This window comes from Variovorax sp. UC122_21 (assembly GCF_044056785.1).
Classification (GTDB): domain Bacteria; phylum Pseudomonadota; class Gammaproteobacteria; order Burkholderiales; family Burkholderiaceae_C; genus Variovorax.
On the sequence record NZ_CP172004.1, the window covers coordinates 3,463,018 to 3,476,706 of the forward strand.

The window sequence follows — 13,689 nt, forward strand, 5'->3', positions numbered from 1 at the left end:
TGCCGCGCTTCGAGGCCCAGTGCGTCGATGGCCGCTGGAACGCCGCCTGCCCCGGCCTGCGCGCCGAACTCGAACTGTCGCTCTACGGCGAACTGCAGGCGCTGCAGTCGCGCGGCGAGATCGACCGCGAGGTGCTGCGCAGCGCCGCGCGCGCCCGCTTCCCCCATGCTGGCCGAGATGGGCTTGCGCAGGCTCGGCAAGATCGGCTCGCCCGAGGACCGCGAGGCGGTGCTGGCCGCGCTCGACCACACCGCGCCCGGTGTGCGGGCGATCGCGCGCCAGATGCTCGAGGTGCAGGACGACCGCTTCCGCAAGGGCCTGGGACCGTGGATGCGCGCCGGCCAGCGCAACGGCTTCGGCGCGCTGGTGCCCGACGAGCAGCCCGATGCCACGCGGCTGGGCCTGGCCAGCGCCGTCGGCGCGAAGGATGCGGCCACGCTGCGCTGGCGCCCGTTCGCGAGCGACGCGCGCGAGGGCCGCGTGGTCTTCACCACGCGACTGTCGCCCGAGCAGGTGCTGCAGCTGGTGGCCAAGGGCCAGAAGACCTTCGACGGCTCGCAGGTGCCCGGCCGCAAGCAGCAGGAGGCGGCGATGAAATCGATGGATTCGATCAAGCAGGAATTGCAGGCCGCGGCGGCACGCGGCGACCTCAAGGCGCTGCAGGAACTCTCGCAGCGCGTGAACCAGCAGATGCAGGCGGTGGCGCCGCCGCCCGGCGCGACCTCGCTGCGCGCGGTGGCCGAGTTCGCTGCCGCGCCGGCGCAGGTGCGCTACGTGCAGTTGAACGCGCCCCTGCCGCCGAGGATCGACAAGGACGGCAAGGCGGGCAAGGTCGCCACCCGGCCGGTCACGGCCGCCGTGGCCCGCGACGAGGCCTTCGGCGGCGAGACCGTGCTGGTGATCCTCTATTGAACCTGCGTGCGGACCGTGCTCAGGCCGCCTTGTGGCTCTTGATCCAGCCCACGTACTTGTCCATCCAGCCCTGCAGGAACTTCTTCGAGGCTTCGTTGCCGATGTGGCCCTTGTCGTCGAACAGGTCGTCCTTGTTCTGCAGGAACACCTCGGGCGCGCCGAGCGTGGGCACGTCGAGGTAGGCCAGCACGTTGCGCAGGTGTTGCTGCGCCAGCGCGGTGCCGATGGCGCCGACCGAGATGCCGACCACGCCGGCCGGCTTGCCGGCCCAGGCGCTCTGGCCGTAGGGGCGCGAGGCATGGTCGATCGCGTTCTTCAGCACGCCGGGCACCGAGCGGTTGTATTCGGGCGTGACGAACAGCAGGCCGTCGGCCGCCGCGATCTCGGTCTTCAGGCGCTTGACCGACGCGGCCTGGTTGCCGTCCTCGTCCTGGTTGTACAGCGGCAGGTCGTCGATGCGCACGTGCTCGAAGGTGAAGTCCTCGGGCGCCAGCTTGGCCAGCGCGAGCGCCAGTTTCTGGTTGAACGAGTCCTTGCGCAGGCTGCCGACGATGACGGCGATCCGGGTCTGGGCCATGGGTGAAGCTCCTTGAATGAGAGAGTCGTAGTGAGGGTGTCGAATGACGCTGGCGATTATGCGAAGCGTTCAAGACCTTTTCCGGAAAAGTTCTTGGCCTCGGCGCCCTCGGTGCGCGCCCGCCGCAGCCAGGCGTTCGCCAGCCGGTCGAGCCCGCTGCACAGCAGCCAGTAGATCGCGCCCACCAGCATGAAGATCTCGGCCGGATAGACCATGGTGCGCGCATTCACCTGCGCGGCCACGAACGACAGCTCGCCCACGCCGACGATGTAGGCCAGCGAGCTGTCCTTCACCAGCGTGACCCACTGGTTGACGAACGAGGGCAGCATCATGCGCAGCGCCTGCGGCAGCACGATGACGCGCAAGGTGCCCCAGCGCGTGAGCCCGAGCGACAGCCCCGCCGCCCATTGCCCGGCCCCCACGCCGCGGATGCCCGCGTGCACCGCATGCGCGAGGTAGGCGCCGCCCACCAGCGACAGCGCGCACATCACCGACAGCACGCCCGGCACGCTGACGCCGAAGGCGAAGGGCAGCAGGAAGTAGGTCCAGAAGATCAGCATCAGCACCGGGATCGCACGCAGAAAGCCCAGCACCAGCACGAGCAGCGCCTTGAGGCCGCCGCGCGCCGTGACGAGCCCGATGCCCCCGGCCAGCCCCAGCAGCGCCGAGGCCACCGCCGAGCCGGCGCTCAGCAGCAGCGTGAGCGCGGCGCCGCCCAACGGCCCCTGCGGAAACGCGCCCCACAGCAGGTACGGCAGGCTGTCCCACAGCGTCTCGAACACCGTCATGCCGCCCTCGCCTGCCGCCGCGCGGCCCAGGCCGCCAGCAGCTCGATCGCGCCGATGGTCGCGATGTAGAGCAAGGTCGCGATGCCGAAGGCCTGGAAGGTCTTGAAGGTCTCGGCCTCGACTTGCCGCGAGGCATAGGACAGCTCGACCAGCCCGACCGCCATCGCGAGCGAGGTGTTCTTGACGATGTTCATGTACTGGCCCAGGAGCGGCGGCAGCGCGATGCGCAGCGCCTGCGGCAGCACTACCTGCGCCAGTACCTGGGCGCGCGTGAAGCCCAGTGCCGACGCGGCCAGCGTCTGGCCCACGGGCACGCCGCGGATGCCCGAGCGGATGTCCTCGCCCACGTAGGCGGCCGCGTAGAGCGTGAGCCCGACGAGCGCCGACAGCAGCTCGAACGACAGCACGTGGCCCGCGTAGAGCCATTCGCGCGCGGCCTCGGGCAGCACCGAGGGCGCGCCGAAGTACCAGAAGAAGAGCTGCACCAACAGCGGCGTGTTGCGGAACAGCGAGACATAGGCCGCGGTGGCGCGCCGCAGCGCGGGCCGGTCCGAGGAACGGCCGGCCGCGACCGCCACGCCCAGCACCGTGGCCCCGGCCACCACCAGCAGCGAACTCCACATCGTCGTCAGCCAGCCGTCGAGCAGCCAGCCCAGGTAGCGCGGCGCGAGCAGCTGCTCGCGCAGGAGATCGATCAAGGCCGTGGCGCCTTCAGCGCGAGGCCACGCGCTGGTCGCCGATCTTCAGCAGGCGCGGCAGCGGCGCCTTGCTGTTCGGGCCGAACCAGGTGTCGTAGATCGCCAGCGCGCGGCCGTTCTTCTCGCTCTCGGCCAGCCAAGTGTTGAGCGCCTCGAGCAGCCGCGTTTCGCCCTTCGGCACGGCCGCGCCCAGGTACTCCTTCGAGACCGTGATCGCCGGGATCTCGTACTTCTCCTTGTCGGGCAGCGCGTTCCACTGCGCCGTGAGCTTCACGCCGTCGTTAGTGATGGCCTGCACATTGCCGTTGCGCAGCGCGGCCAGCGCGAACGGCGAATCGTCGTAGAGCACGACCTTGGCCTCGGGGTAGTTCTTGCGCAGGTTCGATTCCATCGTCGTGCCCTTCTCGGTGCCGATGCGGATCTCGTTGATCTGCGCCACGTCCTTCAGCAGGCCCTTCTTCGCAAGGAATTGCTGGCCGACCAGGAAGTACGGCGTGGTGAAGTCCACCGCCTTGGCGCGCTCGTCGGTGATGGTGAAGCTCGCGAACACCACGTCGGCCTTGCCCGAGGTCAGCAGCGGGATGCGGTTGGCGGGGTTGGTCGGCACCAGCTCGATCTTCACGCCCAGGCTTTTCGCGAACTCGGTCGCGAGGTCGATGTCGTGGCCCACCTGCTTCTTGCTGGCCGGGTCGATGTAGCCGAACGGGGGATTGCCGTCGAAGGCGGCCACGCGCAGGACGCCGGCCTTCCTCACGTCGTCGAGCCGGTCGGCCCAGGCGGCGCTGGCCAGGGTGAAGGAGCCGATGGCCAGTGCCAGGCTCGAGAGAATGAATGTGCTGCGGGTCATGCCTGCTCTTCGGAATGAAAAGCCGCGACTCTAGGCAGCGCGCGCGTCCCTTCCAACGAAGCAATTTCCGCTTGCATATGCCCCGCGGAGTTGCGCATGAGCTCATGCGAAAAGCTTCGTCGCGCGATGCGCGCGCGGCCCCTAGAGTCGCCGGCCTTCCCGCTCACTTCTCCCACCGCGCCGCGCGCGGCATCGCCATGAACACTCCCCGTTTCTCCTCCTCCGCTCTCTCGCGGCGCCTCGTGCTTCGCGCCGGCGCCGGTGCCGCCATCGCCGCGGCCGCCACGCCGCTGTTCGCGCAGACCCGTGCCAAGACCCTGCGCATCGGCTATCAGAAGTTCAACACGCTCAACATCCTCAAGGGCACGGGCCGGCTCGAGCAGGCGCTCGCGAGCGCGGGCGTGAAGGTGGAATGGGCCGAGTTCCTCGGCGGTGCACAGCTGTCGGAGGCGCTGGCCGCCGGCGCCATCGACTTCGGCCATGCCTCCGACGGCATCGGCGTGTTCCAGCAGGCCAGCGGCAAGGGCCTGGTCTATCTCGCGGCCGAGAGCCCCTACCCCGGCGGCGTCGGCTTCCTGGTGCCGCGCGACTCGCCGATCCGCTCCGTGCGCGACCTCAAGGGCAAGAAGGTGGTCACGGGCCGCGGCTACAACACGCAGTACGTGCTGATCCGCGCGCTCGAGGCCGCGGGCCTGCGCTACGAGGACATCGAGCCGGTCTACATCGTCACCGCCTCCGACACCGTGGCCGCCTACCAGTCGGGCAGCGTGGCGGCCATCGGCCTGTGGGACCCGTTCCTGGCCGGTGCGCAGCAGGCCACCGAATCGCGCCTGCTGTTCGACGGCACCGGCCTCAGCGGCAACCGCACCTACCACTTCGCGCAGCCCGAGTTCGCGCGCGCCAATGCCGATCTGCTGCGCACCGTGTTCGCCGAGCTGCGCAAGGCCAACGACTGGGCCCAGGCCCATCCGGCCGAGGTGGTGGCCACCCTGGCGCCGCAGCTCAAGGTCGAGCCCAAGGTGCTGGCGCTGGCGACCGAACGGCGTCAATATGGCGTGGTCGCGCTCACGCCGGCCATCGCACGCGAACAGCAGGGCCTGGCCGACGTGTTCGCGCAGCTCAAGCTCATTCCCAAACCGATCGAGGTGAAGGACGCCTTCCTGGACCTGAACCTCGTCTGACACCGCTGCCCTCTTGACTTCCAGCTTCCACCACGACGTCATCGTCATCGGCCTCGGCGCACTCGGCGCCGCCACGCTCCACCAGCTCTCGCAACGCGGCGCGCGCGTGCTCGGCATCGACCAGTTCGCGCCGCCGCACGAGCTCGGCTCCTCGCACGGCGATTCGCGCATCACGCGGCTCGCGATCGGCGAAGGCGACGAGTGCGTGCCCTTCGTGCAGCGCTCGCACGCCATCTGGCGCGAACTCGAGGCGCGCACCGGCCGCTCGCTGATGACCACCACCGGCGGCCTGGTGCTGGCACCGCAGGGCCGCGTGGCCGAGCACCACGGCAAGCCCGACTTCGTGCGCCGCACCATCGCCTGCGCCGAGCGCTTCGGCATCGCGCACGAGGTGCTCGACGCGGCCGGCATCCGCGCGCGCTTCCCGCAGTTCCAGCTGCAGGGCGACGAGATCGGCTACCACGAGCGCGAGGCCGGCTTCGTGCGGCCCGAGGCGGCGATCGAGGCCCAGCTCGCGGTGGCGCGCGCCGCGGGCGCGCAGATCCGCACCGGCGAGAAGGTGCTGGCCGTCGAGCCCGTAGGGGAACGGCGACACCGTGCGCGTGCGCACCGAAAGCGCGAGCTTCGAGGCCGGGCGCGTCGTGGTCGCGGCCGGTGCCTGGCTGCCCGAGTTCCTGGGCCGGCAGGCACGCGCCGACTGGCAGCGCGACTTCTCCGTGCACCGCCAGGTCATGCACTGGTTCGACACCGGCGCGGCCGCCGCCGACTTCGCGCCCGGCCGCTTCCCGGTCTTCATCTGGATGTTCGGCGACGGCCCCGAGGACTACATGTACGGCTTTCCGTCCTCCGACCCCGCGCAGCCCGCGCTCAAGGTCGCGACCGAGCAGTACGTGGAAGCCACCACGCCCGACGCCATCGACCGCAGCGTGCGGCCCGAGGAGAGCGCCGCGATGTTCCGCGAGCGCGTGGCCGGGCGCTTCCCGCAGATCGAGGGCCGCGCCCTCAAGGCCCGCGCCTGCATGTACACCGTGACGCCCGACCGCCGCTTCGTCATCGATGCGCTCGACGGCCTGCCCGGCGTGCTGGTGGTCTCGGCCTGCTCGGGCCATGGCTTCAAGCATTCGGCCGGCCTCGGCGACGCCATCGCCGATCATGTGCTGGGGCGCGCGAGCACGCTCGACCTCTCGCCCTTTGCCCGCCGGCGGCTGCAGGAGAAGCCCGCGGCGTAGAGCAGCCTCGCGCGATCTTCGGCATCATCGCCGCCGGTTCTTTGTCTGATTCAGGAGCAAGCGCGATGAGATTTCTGGTGGTGGGTGCCGGCGCACTCGGTGGTTATTTCGGTGGCCGCCTGCTGGCGGCGGGACGCGACGTCACTTTCCTGCTGCGCGCGCGGCGCGCGGCGCAGATCGCGGCCACCGGCCTCGTGATCCAGAGCCCGCAGGGCAACCTGCACATTCCCTCGCCGCCCCACGTGTCGGCCGAGAACATCGGCGGCCCCTACGACGTGGTCGTGGTCGGCAGCAAGGCCTACGACCTGGCCTCGACCATGGACTCGTTCGCGCCCGCCGTCGGCCCCGAGACGATGATCCTGCCGCTGCTCAACGGCATGCAGCACATCGACGCCCTGGTCGAGCGCTTCGGCGAGGCGCGCGTGCTCGGCGGCCTGTGCCTGATCTCGGCCACGCTCGACGACGAGGGCCGCGTGCTGCACCTCAACGATTCGCACGGCCTCACCTACGGCGACCGCGCCGGCGGCATCCCGCCGCGCATCCAGGCGATCCAGCAGCAGTTCGAGGGCGCCGGCTTCGAGGCCAAGGCCAGCGACAACGTGCTGCAGGACATGTGGGAGAAGTGGGTCTTCATCGCCTCGATCGCCGGCCTCACCAGCCTGATGCGCGGCTCCATCGGCGACGTGGTCGCCGCCGGCGGCCAGGACGTGGCGCTGGCCCTGTTCGACGAATGCGCCGCCATCGCCGCCCACAACGGCTTCGCGGTGCGCCCCGGCGCCATCGAGCGCGGCCATGCCTTCATGACCGCGGCCGGCTCGCCGATCACAGCCTCGATGTACAAGGACCTCGCGCGCGGCGGCGCCGTCGAGGCCGACCACATCCTCGGCGACCTGCTGAGCCGCGCAACGCAGCCCGCGCCCGCCGTGCCCTCGGTGCTGCGCATCGCCTATGTGCACCTCAAGGCCTACGAGGTGCAGCGCGCTCGCGCGCAGGCTGCGGCGAACTGAGCCTTTGGCCGGCGCGCGCGGAGTATCTATTCACGAATCCATTCAGCTTCCCGGGTTTCCCAAGCGAAAACCCGCGTGAAGCCGCGCGATTTATCTATTCACCTTGCTATTCACGGGGGCGCCCCGCTGAATGGCAAAAGCGAGCGTGCCCGCCCCGTCAATCCGACTTGAGAATCGTCTCCCCCTTCAACATCCCCATGTCCCGGATGTTGTCGCGGTGCCGCTTCCACCCGGCCCAGGTGCGGCGCGGGTGCATCGCCGAGATGAAGTAGTACAGCGCCTTGAACATGCGCAGCGCGCCCCAGAACGGCGTGCCGCGGTAGATGTCGCCGGCCAGCAGCGACATCAGGCCCTCCTTCACGCGGAAGGGGTTGCCCGGGTACATGAACATCTCGCGGATCGTCGGGTTGGTCACGCGGTAGATGAACCACGAGTACTCGCGCGGGCCCTTGCGCATCATGGCCTCGAAGTCGGCGCGCGCGCCCGCGTACTCCATCGGGCGGTCGAGCGCCTTGGCCACGGCCTCGGCGCCGTCGAAGGCGCTGTGCATCGCGAGGTAGACGCCCGAGGAGAACATCGGGTCGATGAAGGTGAAGGCGTCGCCGAGCATCAGGTAGCGGTCGCCGGTGGCGTGGGTGCTCGAGTACGAGAAGTTGCCGGTGGCATGCACAGCGTCGTCGACCAGCTCGGCGTCCTTCAGCCGCTCGACCAGCACCGGGCACAGCGCGATGGTGTCGTAGAAGAAGTCCTTGAGCGGCTTCTCGCGCGACTTCAGGTAGTAGGGCCAGCAGACCGCGCCCACGCTGGTGGTGCCGTCGGCCAGCGGGATGAACCAGAACCAGCCGTGCGGAAACCAGCAGATGCTGATGTTGCCTTCCTTGCGGCCCTCGAGCCGCTTGGCGTTGCGGAAATGGCCGAACAGCGCGGTGCTGTTGTGCTCGGGGTTCTTCTGCTTGCAGCGGAACTGGTTGGCCAGCAGGGTGTCGCGGCCGGTCGCATCGACCACGAAGCGCGCGCGCCAGCTGCGGCGCTCACCGTCGTCCATCTGGGCACGCACCGTGGCGCCGTCGGCGTCGAAGCGCACGTCGCGCACCTTGCAGCCCTCGAGCGCCTCGGCGCCGCGCGCCGCCGCGTTGCGGAACAGGATCTCGTCGAGGTCGGAGCGGCGCACCTGCCAGGCCGAGTCCAGCGACTTGTCCCAGCCCTCGGCGAAATCGACGTAGCTGCGGTGCTCGTGGTCGGGCGAGACGAACTCGATGCCGAACTTCGGCATGCCGATCTTCTCGACCTGGTCGCGCACGCCGAGCTTGTCGAACAGCTCGACGTTGCCCGGCAGCAGCGATTCGCCGATGTGGAAGCGCGGATGGTGCTCCTTCTCGAGCAGCACCACCTTGCGGCCTTGCCTGGCGAGCAGCGCGGCGATGGTGGAACCGGCGGGACCGCCGCCCACGACGAGCACGTCGCAGGATTCATCGGTGGCCGGGGAGGCGGAAGCGGAGGCGGAGGCGGAGGCGGGAGACTGGGACATGCGAGGGGCGGCTGCGTTGTCGACGACCGCAAAGCATAGCCTGTGCGTCGCGGACTCCGCAAAGTCGGCTAAGCGGCGGCGGCCGCCCGGCGGCACACTGCGGGGCATGACCGCGCCCCGCGCCGAACACGACTACCGCGAACGCGTCGCGCGCGCCGTCGCCGCCATCGTGGCCGACCCGATGGCCGACCACCGGCTCGAGGACCTGGCGGCGCTCGCGCATTTCTCGCCCTTCCACTTCCACCGCATCTACCAGAGCATCGCGGGCGAGACCGTGGCGGCCACGGTGCGGCGCGTGCGCCTCGCCATGGCCACGCGGCTGCTGGCGCGCGGCGGCCAGAGCGTCACGGGCGTGGCACTGGCCGTGGGCTACCAGAGCCCGCAGGCCTTCACGCGCGCCTTCGGGCAGTTCACCGGGCAGTCGCCGCGCGAATTCCAGCAGCAGATGCACGCGGTGGTGCTCGATGCGATGCCCGCGGCGCGGGACCGGAGCGACGAGGCGCCGCCCGCCGTGCGGATCGTCGAGCGCCCGGCGCAGCCGGTGCATGCGCTGCGCCACCACGGGCCGGCCTCCACCATCCCGCACACGCACCGGCGGCTGCGCGCCCGGCTGGGCCCGCGCCGCGTATCGGGCTGGTTCGGCATCTCCTGCGGCAATCCCGACGCGCGGCCGGACTTCCGCTACTACGTGGCGGCGGCCTCGCCCGATCCCTGGCCGGCCGACGACGCGGAGATCGAGGCCTTCGACATGCCGGGCGGCCTCTATGCGGTGCACACCCTCGCGGGCCCCTACTCGCGCATCAACGCCGCCGTCTACGCGCTCTACGCACGCTGGCTGCCCGGCAGCGGCTACGAGCCCGACGACCGGCCCACGCTCGAGCACTACCTGAACTCGCCGCGCCAGGTCGCGCAGGCCGCGCTGCGCACCGACCTGCTGATTCCGATCCGTCCCGCCGGCCGACCCCGGCCTTCATCCCCGCCATGAACCCTCTTCGCTTCCTTCTTCCGATCGCGCTCGGACTGTGGGTGGCCTGCACCCAGGCCGCCGGCTTCAGCACCCTCGAGATACCGGCCGATGCCGACGGCCCGGCGCTGCGCGGCGCGGTGTGGACGCCCTGCGCCGCGCCCGACGGCCAGATCCAGCTCGAGCGCAACACGCTGCCCGGCGTGCGCGACTGCCCGATCGCGGGCGACCGGCTGCCGCTGGTGGTGCTGTCGCACGGCTACGGCGGCTCCTTCCTCGGCCATCACGACACGGCCGAAGCGCTCGCGAACGCGGGTTTCGTGGTCGCCGCGATCAACCACTCGGACGACAACTTCCGCATCCGCGGCGGCCCGGAAGACAGCATCGTGGCGCTCGCGACGCGCACCACCGATATCCGCCGCCTGGTCGACCACATGCTCGCGCGCTGGCCCGCGCATGCGAAGCTCGCGGCCGACAAGGTCGGCTTCTACGGTTTCTCGCGCGGCGGCTACACGGGCCTGGTGCTGATCGGCGCGCGGCCCGATTTCGAGAAGCTGCCGCCGCTGCCCGGCTCGCCCTGTACCGCGGCGCCGCAGGGCTCGGCCTGCACGGCCATGCGGCAGCGCTTTCGCGCGCTGCTCGCGGCACCGCTGGCGCACGACGAACGCATCAAGGCCGCGGTGATCGCGGATCCGCTCAGCACGCTGTTCGATGCCGAGGGCCTGAAACGGGTGAAGGTGCCGGTGCAGCTGTGGGCCTCGGCCCATGGCGGCGATGGCGTCACGCCCGACAACGTCGCGGCCGTGCGACGCAACCTGCCGACGGCACCCGACTGGCGCGTGGCCGACAAGGCCGGCCACTTCGGCTTTCTCGCGCCCTGCTCCGCCGCGCAGCTCGCGGCGAGTCCGGAGATCTGCCGCGACGGCCCGGGCTTCGACCGCACGGCTTTCCATGCGGCCTTCAACGCCGAGGTGCTGGCCTTCTTCAGGCAGCACCTCGGATCGTCGAGCTAGCCCGCGCGCCGCTGGCCCGCGAGCCGCCGCACCACCGCCACGAGCCGGTCGATCTCGTCGAAGGTGTTGTAGAAGGCCAGCGAGGGCCGCACCGTGGTCTCGACGCCGAAGCGGCGCAGGATCGGCTGCGCGCAATGGTGGCCGGTGCGCACCGCGATGCCTTCCTCGTTGAGCGCATGGCCCACCTCCTCGGTGCTGTAGCCGTCGAGCACGAAGGACATCACGCTGGCCTTGTCGGCCGCGGTGCCGATCAGCCGCACACCGGGAATCGCGCCGAGCTGCGCCATGCCGTAGACCAGCAGGTCGTGCTCGTAGCGCGCGATGTTCTCGATGCCGACCTTGTTGACGTAGTCGATCGCCGCGCCGAGGCCCACCGCGTCGGCGATGTTGCCGGTGCCGGCCTCGAACTTGTTCGGGATCGGCTGGAACACGGTCTTCTCGAAGGTCACGTCGGCGATCATGTTGCCGCCGCCCTGCCACGGCGGCATGTCCTCGAGCACCTCGCGCTTGCCCCACACCACGCCGATGCCGGTCGGGCCGAACACCTTGTGGCCCGAGAACACGAAGAAGTCGGCGCCGATGTCCTGCACGTCCACGCGCATGTGAGAGACCGACTGCGCGCCGTCGACCAGCGCCTTCGCACCCGCGCGGTGCGCGAGTTCCACGATCTCCTTCACCGGCACCACGGTGCCGAGCGCGTTCGACACCTGGGTGACGGCGACGATCTTCGTGCGGTCGTTGAGCAGCTTGCGGTACTCGTCGAGCAGCACCTGGCCCGAGTCGTCGACCGGGATCACGCGCAGCTTCGCGCCCTTGGCGGCGGCGAGCTGCTGCCACGGCACGATGTTGGCGTGGTGCTCGAGGTTCGAGACGATGATCTCGTCGCCCTCGCCAACGTGCTGGCCGCCCCAGCTCTTGGCCACCAGGTTGATGGCCTCGGTGGTGCCGCGCACGAAGATCACCTCCTCCACCTCGGGCGCGTTGATGAACCGGCGCACGCGCTCCCGCGCGCCTTCGTAGGCGTCGGTGGCGCGCGCGGCCAGCTCATGCGCCGCGCGGTGGATGTTCGAGTTCTCGTGTTCGTAGAAATAGGCGATGCGGTCGATCACCGACTGCGGCTTGTGCGTGGTGGCCGCGTTGTCGAACCACACGAGTTGCTTGCCGTTCACGCGCTCCTGCAGGATCGGGAAGTCGCGCCGCACGGCGTTGACGTCGAACGGCGGATGCTGGCCGCTGCCGGCCAGCGGCACCGCCTCGGGCCCGCGCGGATCGGCCTTAGCCGGCGTGACGAAGCCGCTGGGCAGCCGCACCGCGTCGACGAAGTAGAACTGCGCGTCGCGACCATTGACAGGCGCGGGCGGTGCCGACGGTGGCGCGGCGGGCTCGCGCGACACGGCCAGCGCCGCGAGGTCGGCGAAGGGATCGTGCACCGCGAAGCCGCCGGCACCGGCCGGCTGGCCATGGCTGCCGCCGAGGAAGTAGTACGGCGAGGCGGCGCTCGACGCGGCCTGCGAGGGCTGCACCGGCGGCACGCCGAGCACGTGGCCGCCCGAGCGCGGCTCGAAGGCCGGCGCCACCGACAGCACCGTGTCGGGCACGCCGTTGCCGGCCACCGCATGCGGCAGCAGCGCGGGTGCGCGGTTCGCGAGCGAAGGCAGTTGCGTGGGCGAGGCCGGCAGCAGGTTGGTGCCCGGCACCTGCCCCTGCGGGATCGGCGTGCCCGGCACGCTGGGCCCGAAGCCGGCCGGGCTCACGAGCGGCGAACCCGGCGGCGCGATGTTGGCGGGGAACTGCGCGCCCGGCACCAGCCCGCTGGCAGCCCCCGGCAGTGAAGTCGGCGGCGTGCCCGGCAGCGCGGCGAACATCGCGCTCGCCATGCGCGCCAGCAGCGCCGGATCGAACGGCGCTTCGGCGGACGACGGCACCGAAGGCAGGCCGCCTGGAGTCAGTGGGGAGCTCACCGCGGCTTACTTGTAGGTGTCGGGATAGTCGTGGTACTTGGCGATCTCGACGTCGTCGAGCACCGCGAGCGCGTCGGTGGTCAGCACCGCGAGCGAGCAGTACAGCGAGATCAGGTACGACGCGATCGCGTGGTTGTTGATGCCCATGAAGCGCACCGACAGGCCCGGGCTCTGTTCGCCCGCGAGGCCCGGCTGGAACAGGCCGACCACGCCCTGGCGCTTGTCGCCCACGCGCAGCAGCAGGATCTTGCTCTTGCCGTCGGCCACCGGCACCTTGTTCGACGGGATCAGCGGAATGCCGCGCCAGGTGATGAACTGCGAACCGAACAGGCTCACGGTCGGCGGCGGCGTACCGCGGCGCGTGGCCTCGCGGCCGAAGGCGGCGATCGCCAGCGGGTGCGTGAGGAAGAAGGCCGGTTCCTTCCAGACCTTGGTCAGCAGCTCGTCGAGGTCGTCGGGCGTGGGCGCGCCGGTCAGCGGGAAGATGCGCTGCTCTTCGCTGACCTGGGCCAGCAGGCCGTAGTCGGGGTTGTTGATGAGCTCGCTCTCCTGGTTCTCCTTGATCGTCTCGATCGTCAGGCGCAGCTGCTCCTTGATCTGGTCGTGCGGGCTGCTGTAGAGGTCGGAGATGCGGGTGTGCACGTCGAGCACGGTGCTCACGGCATTGAGGTAGTGCTCGCGCGGGTTCTCCTCGTAGTCGACGAAGGTGCGCGGCAGCTGGTTCTCTTCTTCGCGCGAGGTGCAGGTGACCTTGATCGACTCGGGGTTCCTGACCTTGTTGACGCGGTAGATGCCCGCCTCCACCGGCACCCACTGGAGCAGGTGCGTCAGCCAGCGCGGGCTGATGGTCTCGAGCTGGGGAACGGTCTTGGTGGCATTGGCCAACTGCCTTGCGGCGTTGTCGCCGAGCGCGGTGGTTCCACCGACGGTTGCGGTCATGAAGAAAACTCCGATGTGGTCAGGCCCACCGGGTCACCGCGAGCG

The 13,689-nt window shown here is 70.3% G+C and carries 12 protein-coding genes and 1 pseudogene; 6 read left to right on the forward strand and 7 right to left on the reverse strand.

Annotation, left to right across the window (positions count from 1 at the left end; genetic code table 11):
- Nucleotides 1–165: 165 nt before the first annotated feature.
- Entirely contained in the window at nt 166–912 is a 747-nt protein-coding gene (locus ACHMXE_RS28725) for a hypothetical protein (protein ID WP_395347595.1), read from the forward strand.
- 19 nt (nt 913–931) lie between these two features.
- On the opposite strand, the gene ACHMXE_RS28730 is transcribed toward ACHMXE_RS28725, so the two are convergent.
- The 4 genes from ACHMXE_RS28730 to ACHMXE_RS28745 are packed head-to-tail and all read right to left on the reverse strand — an operon-like array spanning nt 932 to nt 3,822.
- The gene (locus tag ACHMXE_RS28730; protein WP_203205848.1) at nt 932–1,489 is read right to left on the reverse strand and encodes an NADPH-dependent FMN reductase; all 558 of its coding nucleotides are present in this window, start codon (nt 1,487–1,489) and stop codon (nt 932–934) included.
- Nucleotides 1,490–1,545: 56 nt separating this feature from the next.
- Nucleotides 1,546–2,277 (reverse strand): amino acid ABC transporter permease, encoded by a 732-nt coding sequence (locus ACHMXE_RS28735; RefSeq protein WP_395347596.1) that lies wholly within the window; start codon nt 2,275–2,277, stop codon nt 1,546–1,548.
- Nucleotides 2,274–2,975, reverse strand: coding sequence for an amino acid ABC transporter permease (locus ACHMXE_RS28740; protein ID WP_395347598.1), 702 nt, complete (start codon nt 2,973–2,975; stop codon nt 2,274–2,276). The genes ACHMXE_RS28735 and ACHMXE_RS28740 overlap by 4 nt, the downstream gene beginning before the upstream one ends.
- Nucleotides 2,976–2,988: 13 nt before the next feature.
- Nucleotides 2,989–3,822 carry an ABC transporter substrate-binding protein gene (locus ACHMXE_RS28745; protein WP_395347600.1) on the reverse strand — a complete coding sequence of 278 codons (834 nt, stop codon included), beginning with the start codon at nt 3,820–3,822 and terminating at the stop codon, nt 2,989–2,991.
- Nucleotides 3,823–4,019: 197 nt separating this feature from the next.
- Between ACHMXE_RS28745 and ACHMXE_RS28750 the strand changes: the two genes are divergently transcribed.
- From ACHMXE_RS28750 to ACHMXE_RS28760, 3 genes and pseudogenes are all read left to right on the forward strand, one after another.
- Nucleotides 4,020–5,003, forward strand: coding sequence for an aliphatic sulfonate ABC transporter substrate-binding protein (locus ACHMXE_RS28750; protein WP_395347601.1), 984 nt, complete (start codon nt 4,020–4,022; stop codon nt 5,001–5,003).
- Between the two features lie 13 nt (nt 5,004–5,016).
- Nucleotides 5,017–6,232 (forward strand): annotated as a pseudogene (solA, locus tag ACHMXE_RS28755) (N-methyl-L-tryptophan oxidase).
- Between the two features lie 65 nt (nt 6,233–6,297).
- Complete coding sequence (locus ACHMXE_RS28760; protein WP_395347603.1) at nt 6,298–7,239, forward strand: ketopantoate reductase family protein; 942 nt, start codon at nt 6,298–6,300, stop codon at nt 7,237–7,239.
- A gap of 157 nt (nt 7,240–7,396) precedes the next feature.
- Here ACHMXE_RS28760 and ACHMXE_RS28765 read toward each other — a convergent pair whose 3' ends face one another.
- Complete coding sequence (locus ACHMXE_RS28765) at nt 7,397–8,767, reverse strand: NAD(P)/FAD-dependent oxidoreductase (protein ID WP_395347604.1); 1,371 nt, start codon at nt 8,765–8,767, stop codon at nt 7,397–7,399.
- Nucleotides 8,768–8,873: 106 nt separating this feature from the next.
- Here ACHMXE_RS28765 and ACHMXE_RS28770 point away from each other — a divergent pair, with 106 nt between their 5' ends.
- Nucleotides 8,874–9,752, forward strand: a complete 879-nt coding sequence (locus ACHMXE_RS28770) for a GyrI-like domain-containing protein (protein WP_395347605.1) — start codon at nt 8,874–8,876, stop codon at nt 9,750–9,752.
- On the forward strand, nt 9,749–10,744 hold the full coding sequence (locus ACHMXE_RS28775; RefSeq protein WP_395347607.1) for an alpha/beta hydrolase family protein: 996 nt from the start codon (nt 9,749–9,751) through the stop codon (nt 10,742–10,744). Before ACHMXE_RS28770 ends, ACHMXE_RS28775 begins: the two co-directional genes overlap by 4 nt.
- Here the strand turns inward: ACHMXE_RS28775 and ACHMXE_RS28780 are convergent.
- Together ACHMXE_RS28780 and ACHMXE_RS28785 are read right to left on the reverse strand one after the other, a co-directional pair.
- Nucleotides 10,741–12,621, reverse strand: coding sequence for a family 2A encapsulin nanocompartment cargo protein cysteine desulfurase (locus ACHMXE_RS28780; protein WP_395352848.1), 1,881 nt, complete (start codon nt 12,619–12,621; stop codon nt 10,741–10,743). The genes ACHMXE_RS28775 and ACHMXE_RS28780 overlap by 4 nt on opposite strands.
- A gap of 90 nt (nt 12,622–12,711) precedes the next feature.
- Nucleotides 12,712–13,644: a family 2A encapsulin nanocompartment shell protein gene (locus tag ACHMXE_RS28785; RefSeq protein ID WP_395347608.1), complete on the reverse strand. Its 933-nt coding sequence runs from the start codon at nt 13,642–13,644 to the stop codon at nt 12,712–12,714.
- Between the last annotated feature and the right edge of the window lie 45 nt (nt 13,645–13,689).

Bases quoted from the DNA above. Each gene is read 5' to 3' on its own strand.
- ACHMXE_RS28725 (WP_395347595.1), top strand. From the start codon at position 166: ATGCTGGCCGAGATGGGCTTGCGCAGGCTCGGCAAGATCGGCTCGCCC.
- ACHMXE_RS28730 (WP_203205848.1), bottom strand. From the start codon at position 1,489: ATGGCCCAGACCCGGATCGCCGTCATCGTCGGCAGCCTGCGCAAGGAC.
- ACHMXE_RS28735 (WP_395347596.1), bottom strand. From the start codon at position 2,277: ATGACGGTGTTCGAGACGCTGTGGGACAGCCTGCCGTACCTGCTGTGG.
- ACHMXE_RS28745 (WP_395347600.1), bottom strand. From the start codon at position 3,822: ATGACCCGCAGCACATTCATTCTCTCGAGCCTGGCACTGGCCATCGGC.
- ACHMXE_RS28750 (WP_395347601.1), top strand. From the start codon at position 4,020: ATGAACACTCCCCGTTTCTCCTCCTCCGCTCTCTCGCGGCGCCTCGTG.
- ACHMXE_RS28760 (WP_395347603.1), top strand. From the start codon at position 6,298: ATGAGATTTCTGGTGGTGGGTGCCGGCGCACTCGGTGGTTATTTCGGT.
- ACHMXE_RS28765 (WP_395347604.1), bottom strand. From the start codon at position 8,767: ATGTCCCAGTCTCCCGCCTCCGCCTCCGCCTCCGCTTCCGCCTCCCCG.
- ACHMXE_RS28770 (WP_395347605.1), top strand. From the start codon at position 8,874: ATGACCGCGCCCCGCGCCGAACACGACTACCGCGAACGCGTCGCGCGC.
- ACHMXE_RS28775 (WP_395347607.1), top strand. From the start codon at position 9,749: ATGAACCCTCTTCGCTTCCTTCTTCCGATCGCGCTCGGACTGTGGGTG.
- ACHMXE_RS28780 (WP_395352848.1), bottom strand. From the start codon at position 12,621: ATGGCGAGCGCGATGTTCGCCGCGCTGCCGGGCACGCCGCCGACTTCA.
- ACHMXE_RS28785 (WP_395347608.1), bottom strand. From the start codon at position 13,644: ATGACCGCAACCGTCGGTGGAACCACCGCGCTCGGCGACAACGCCGCA.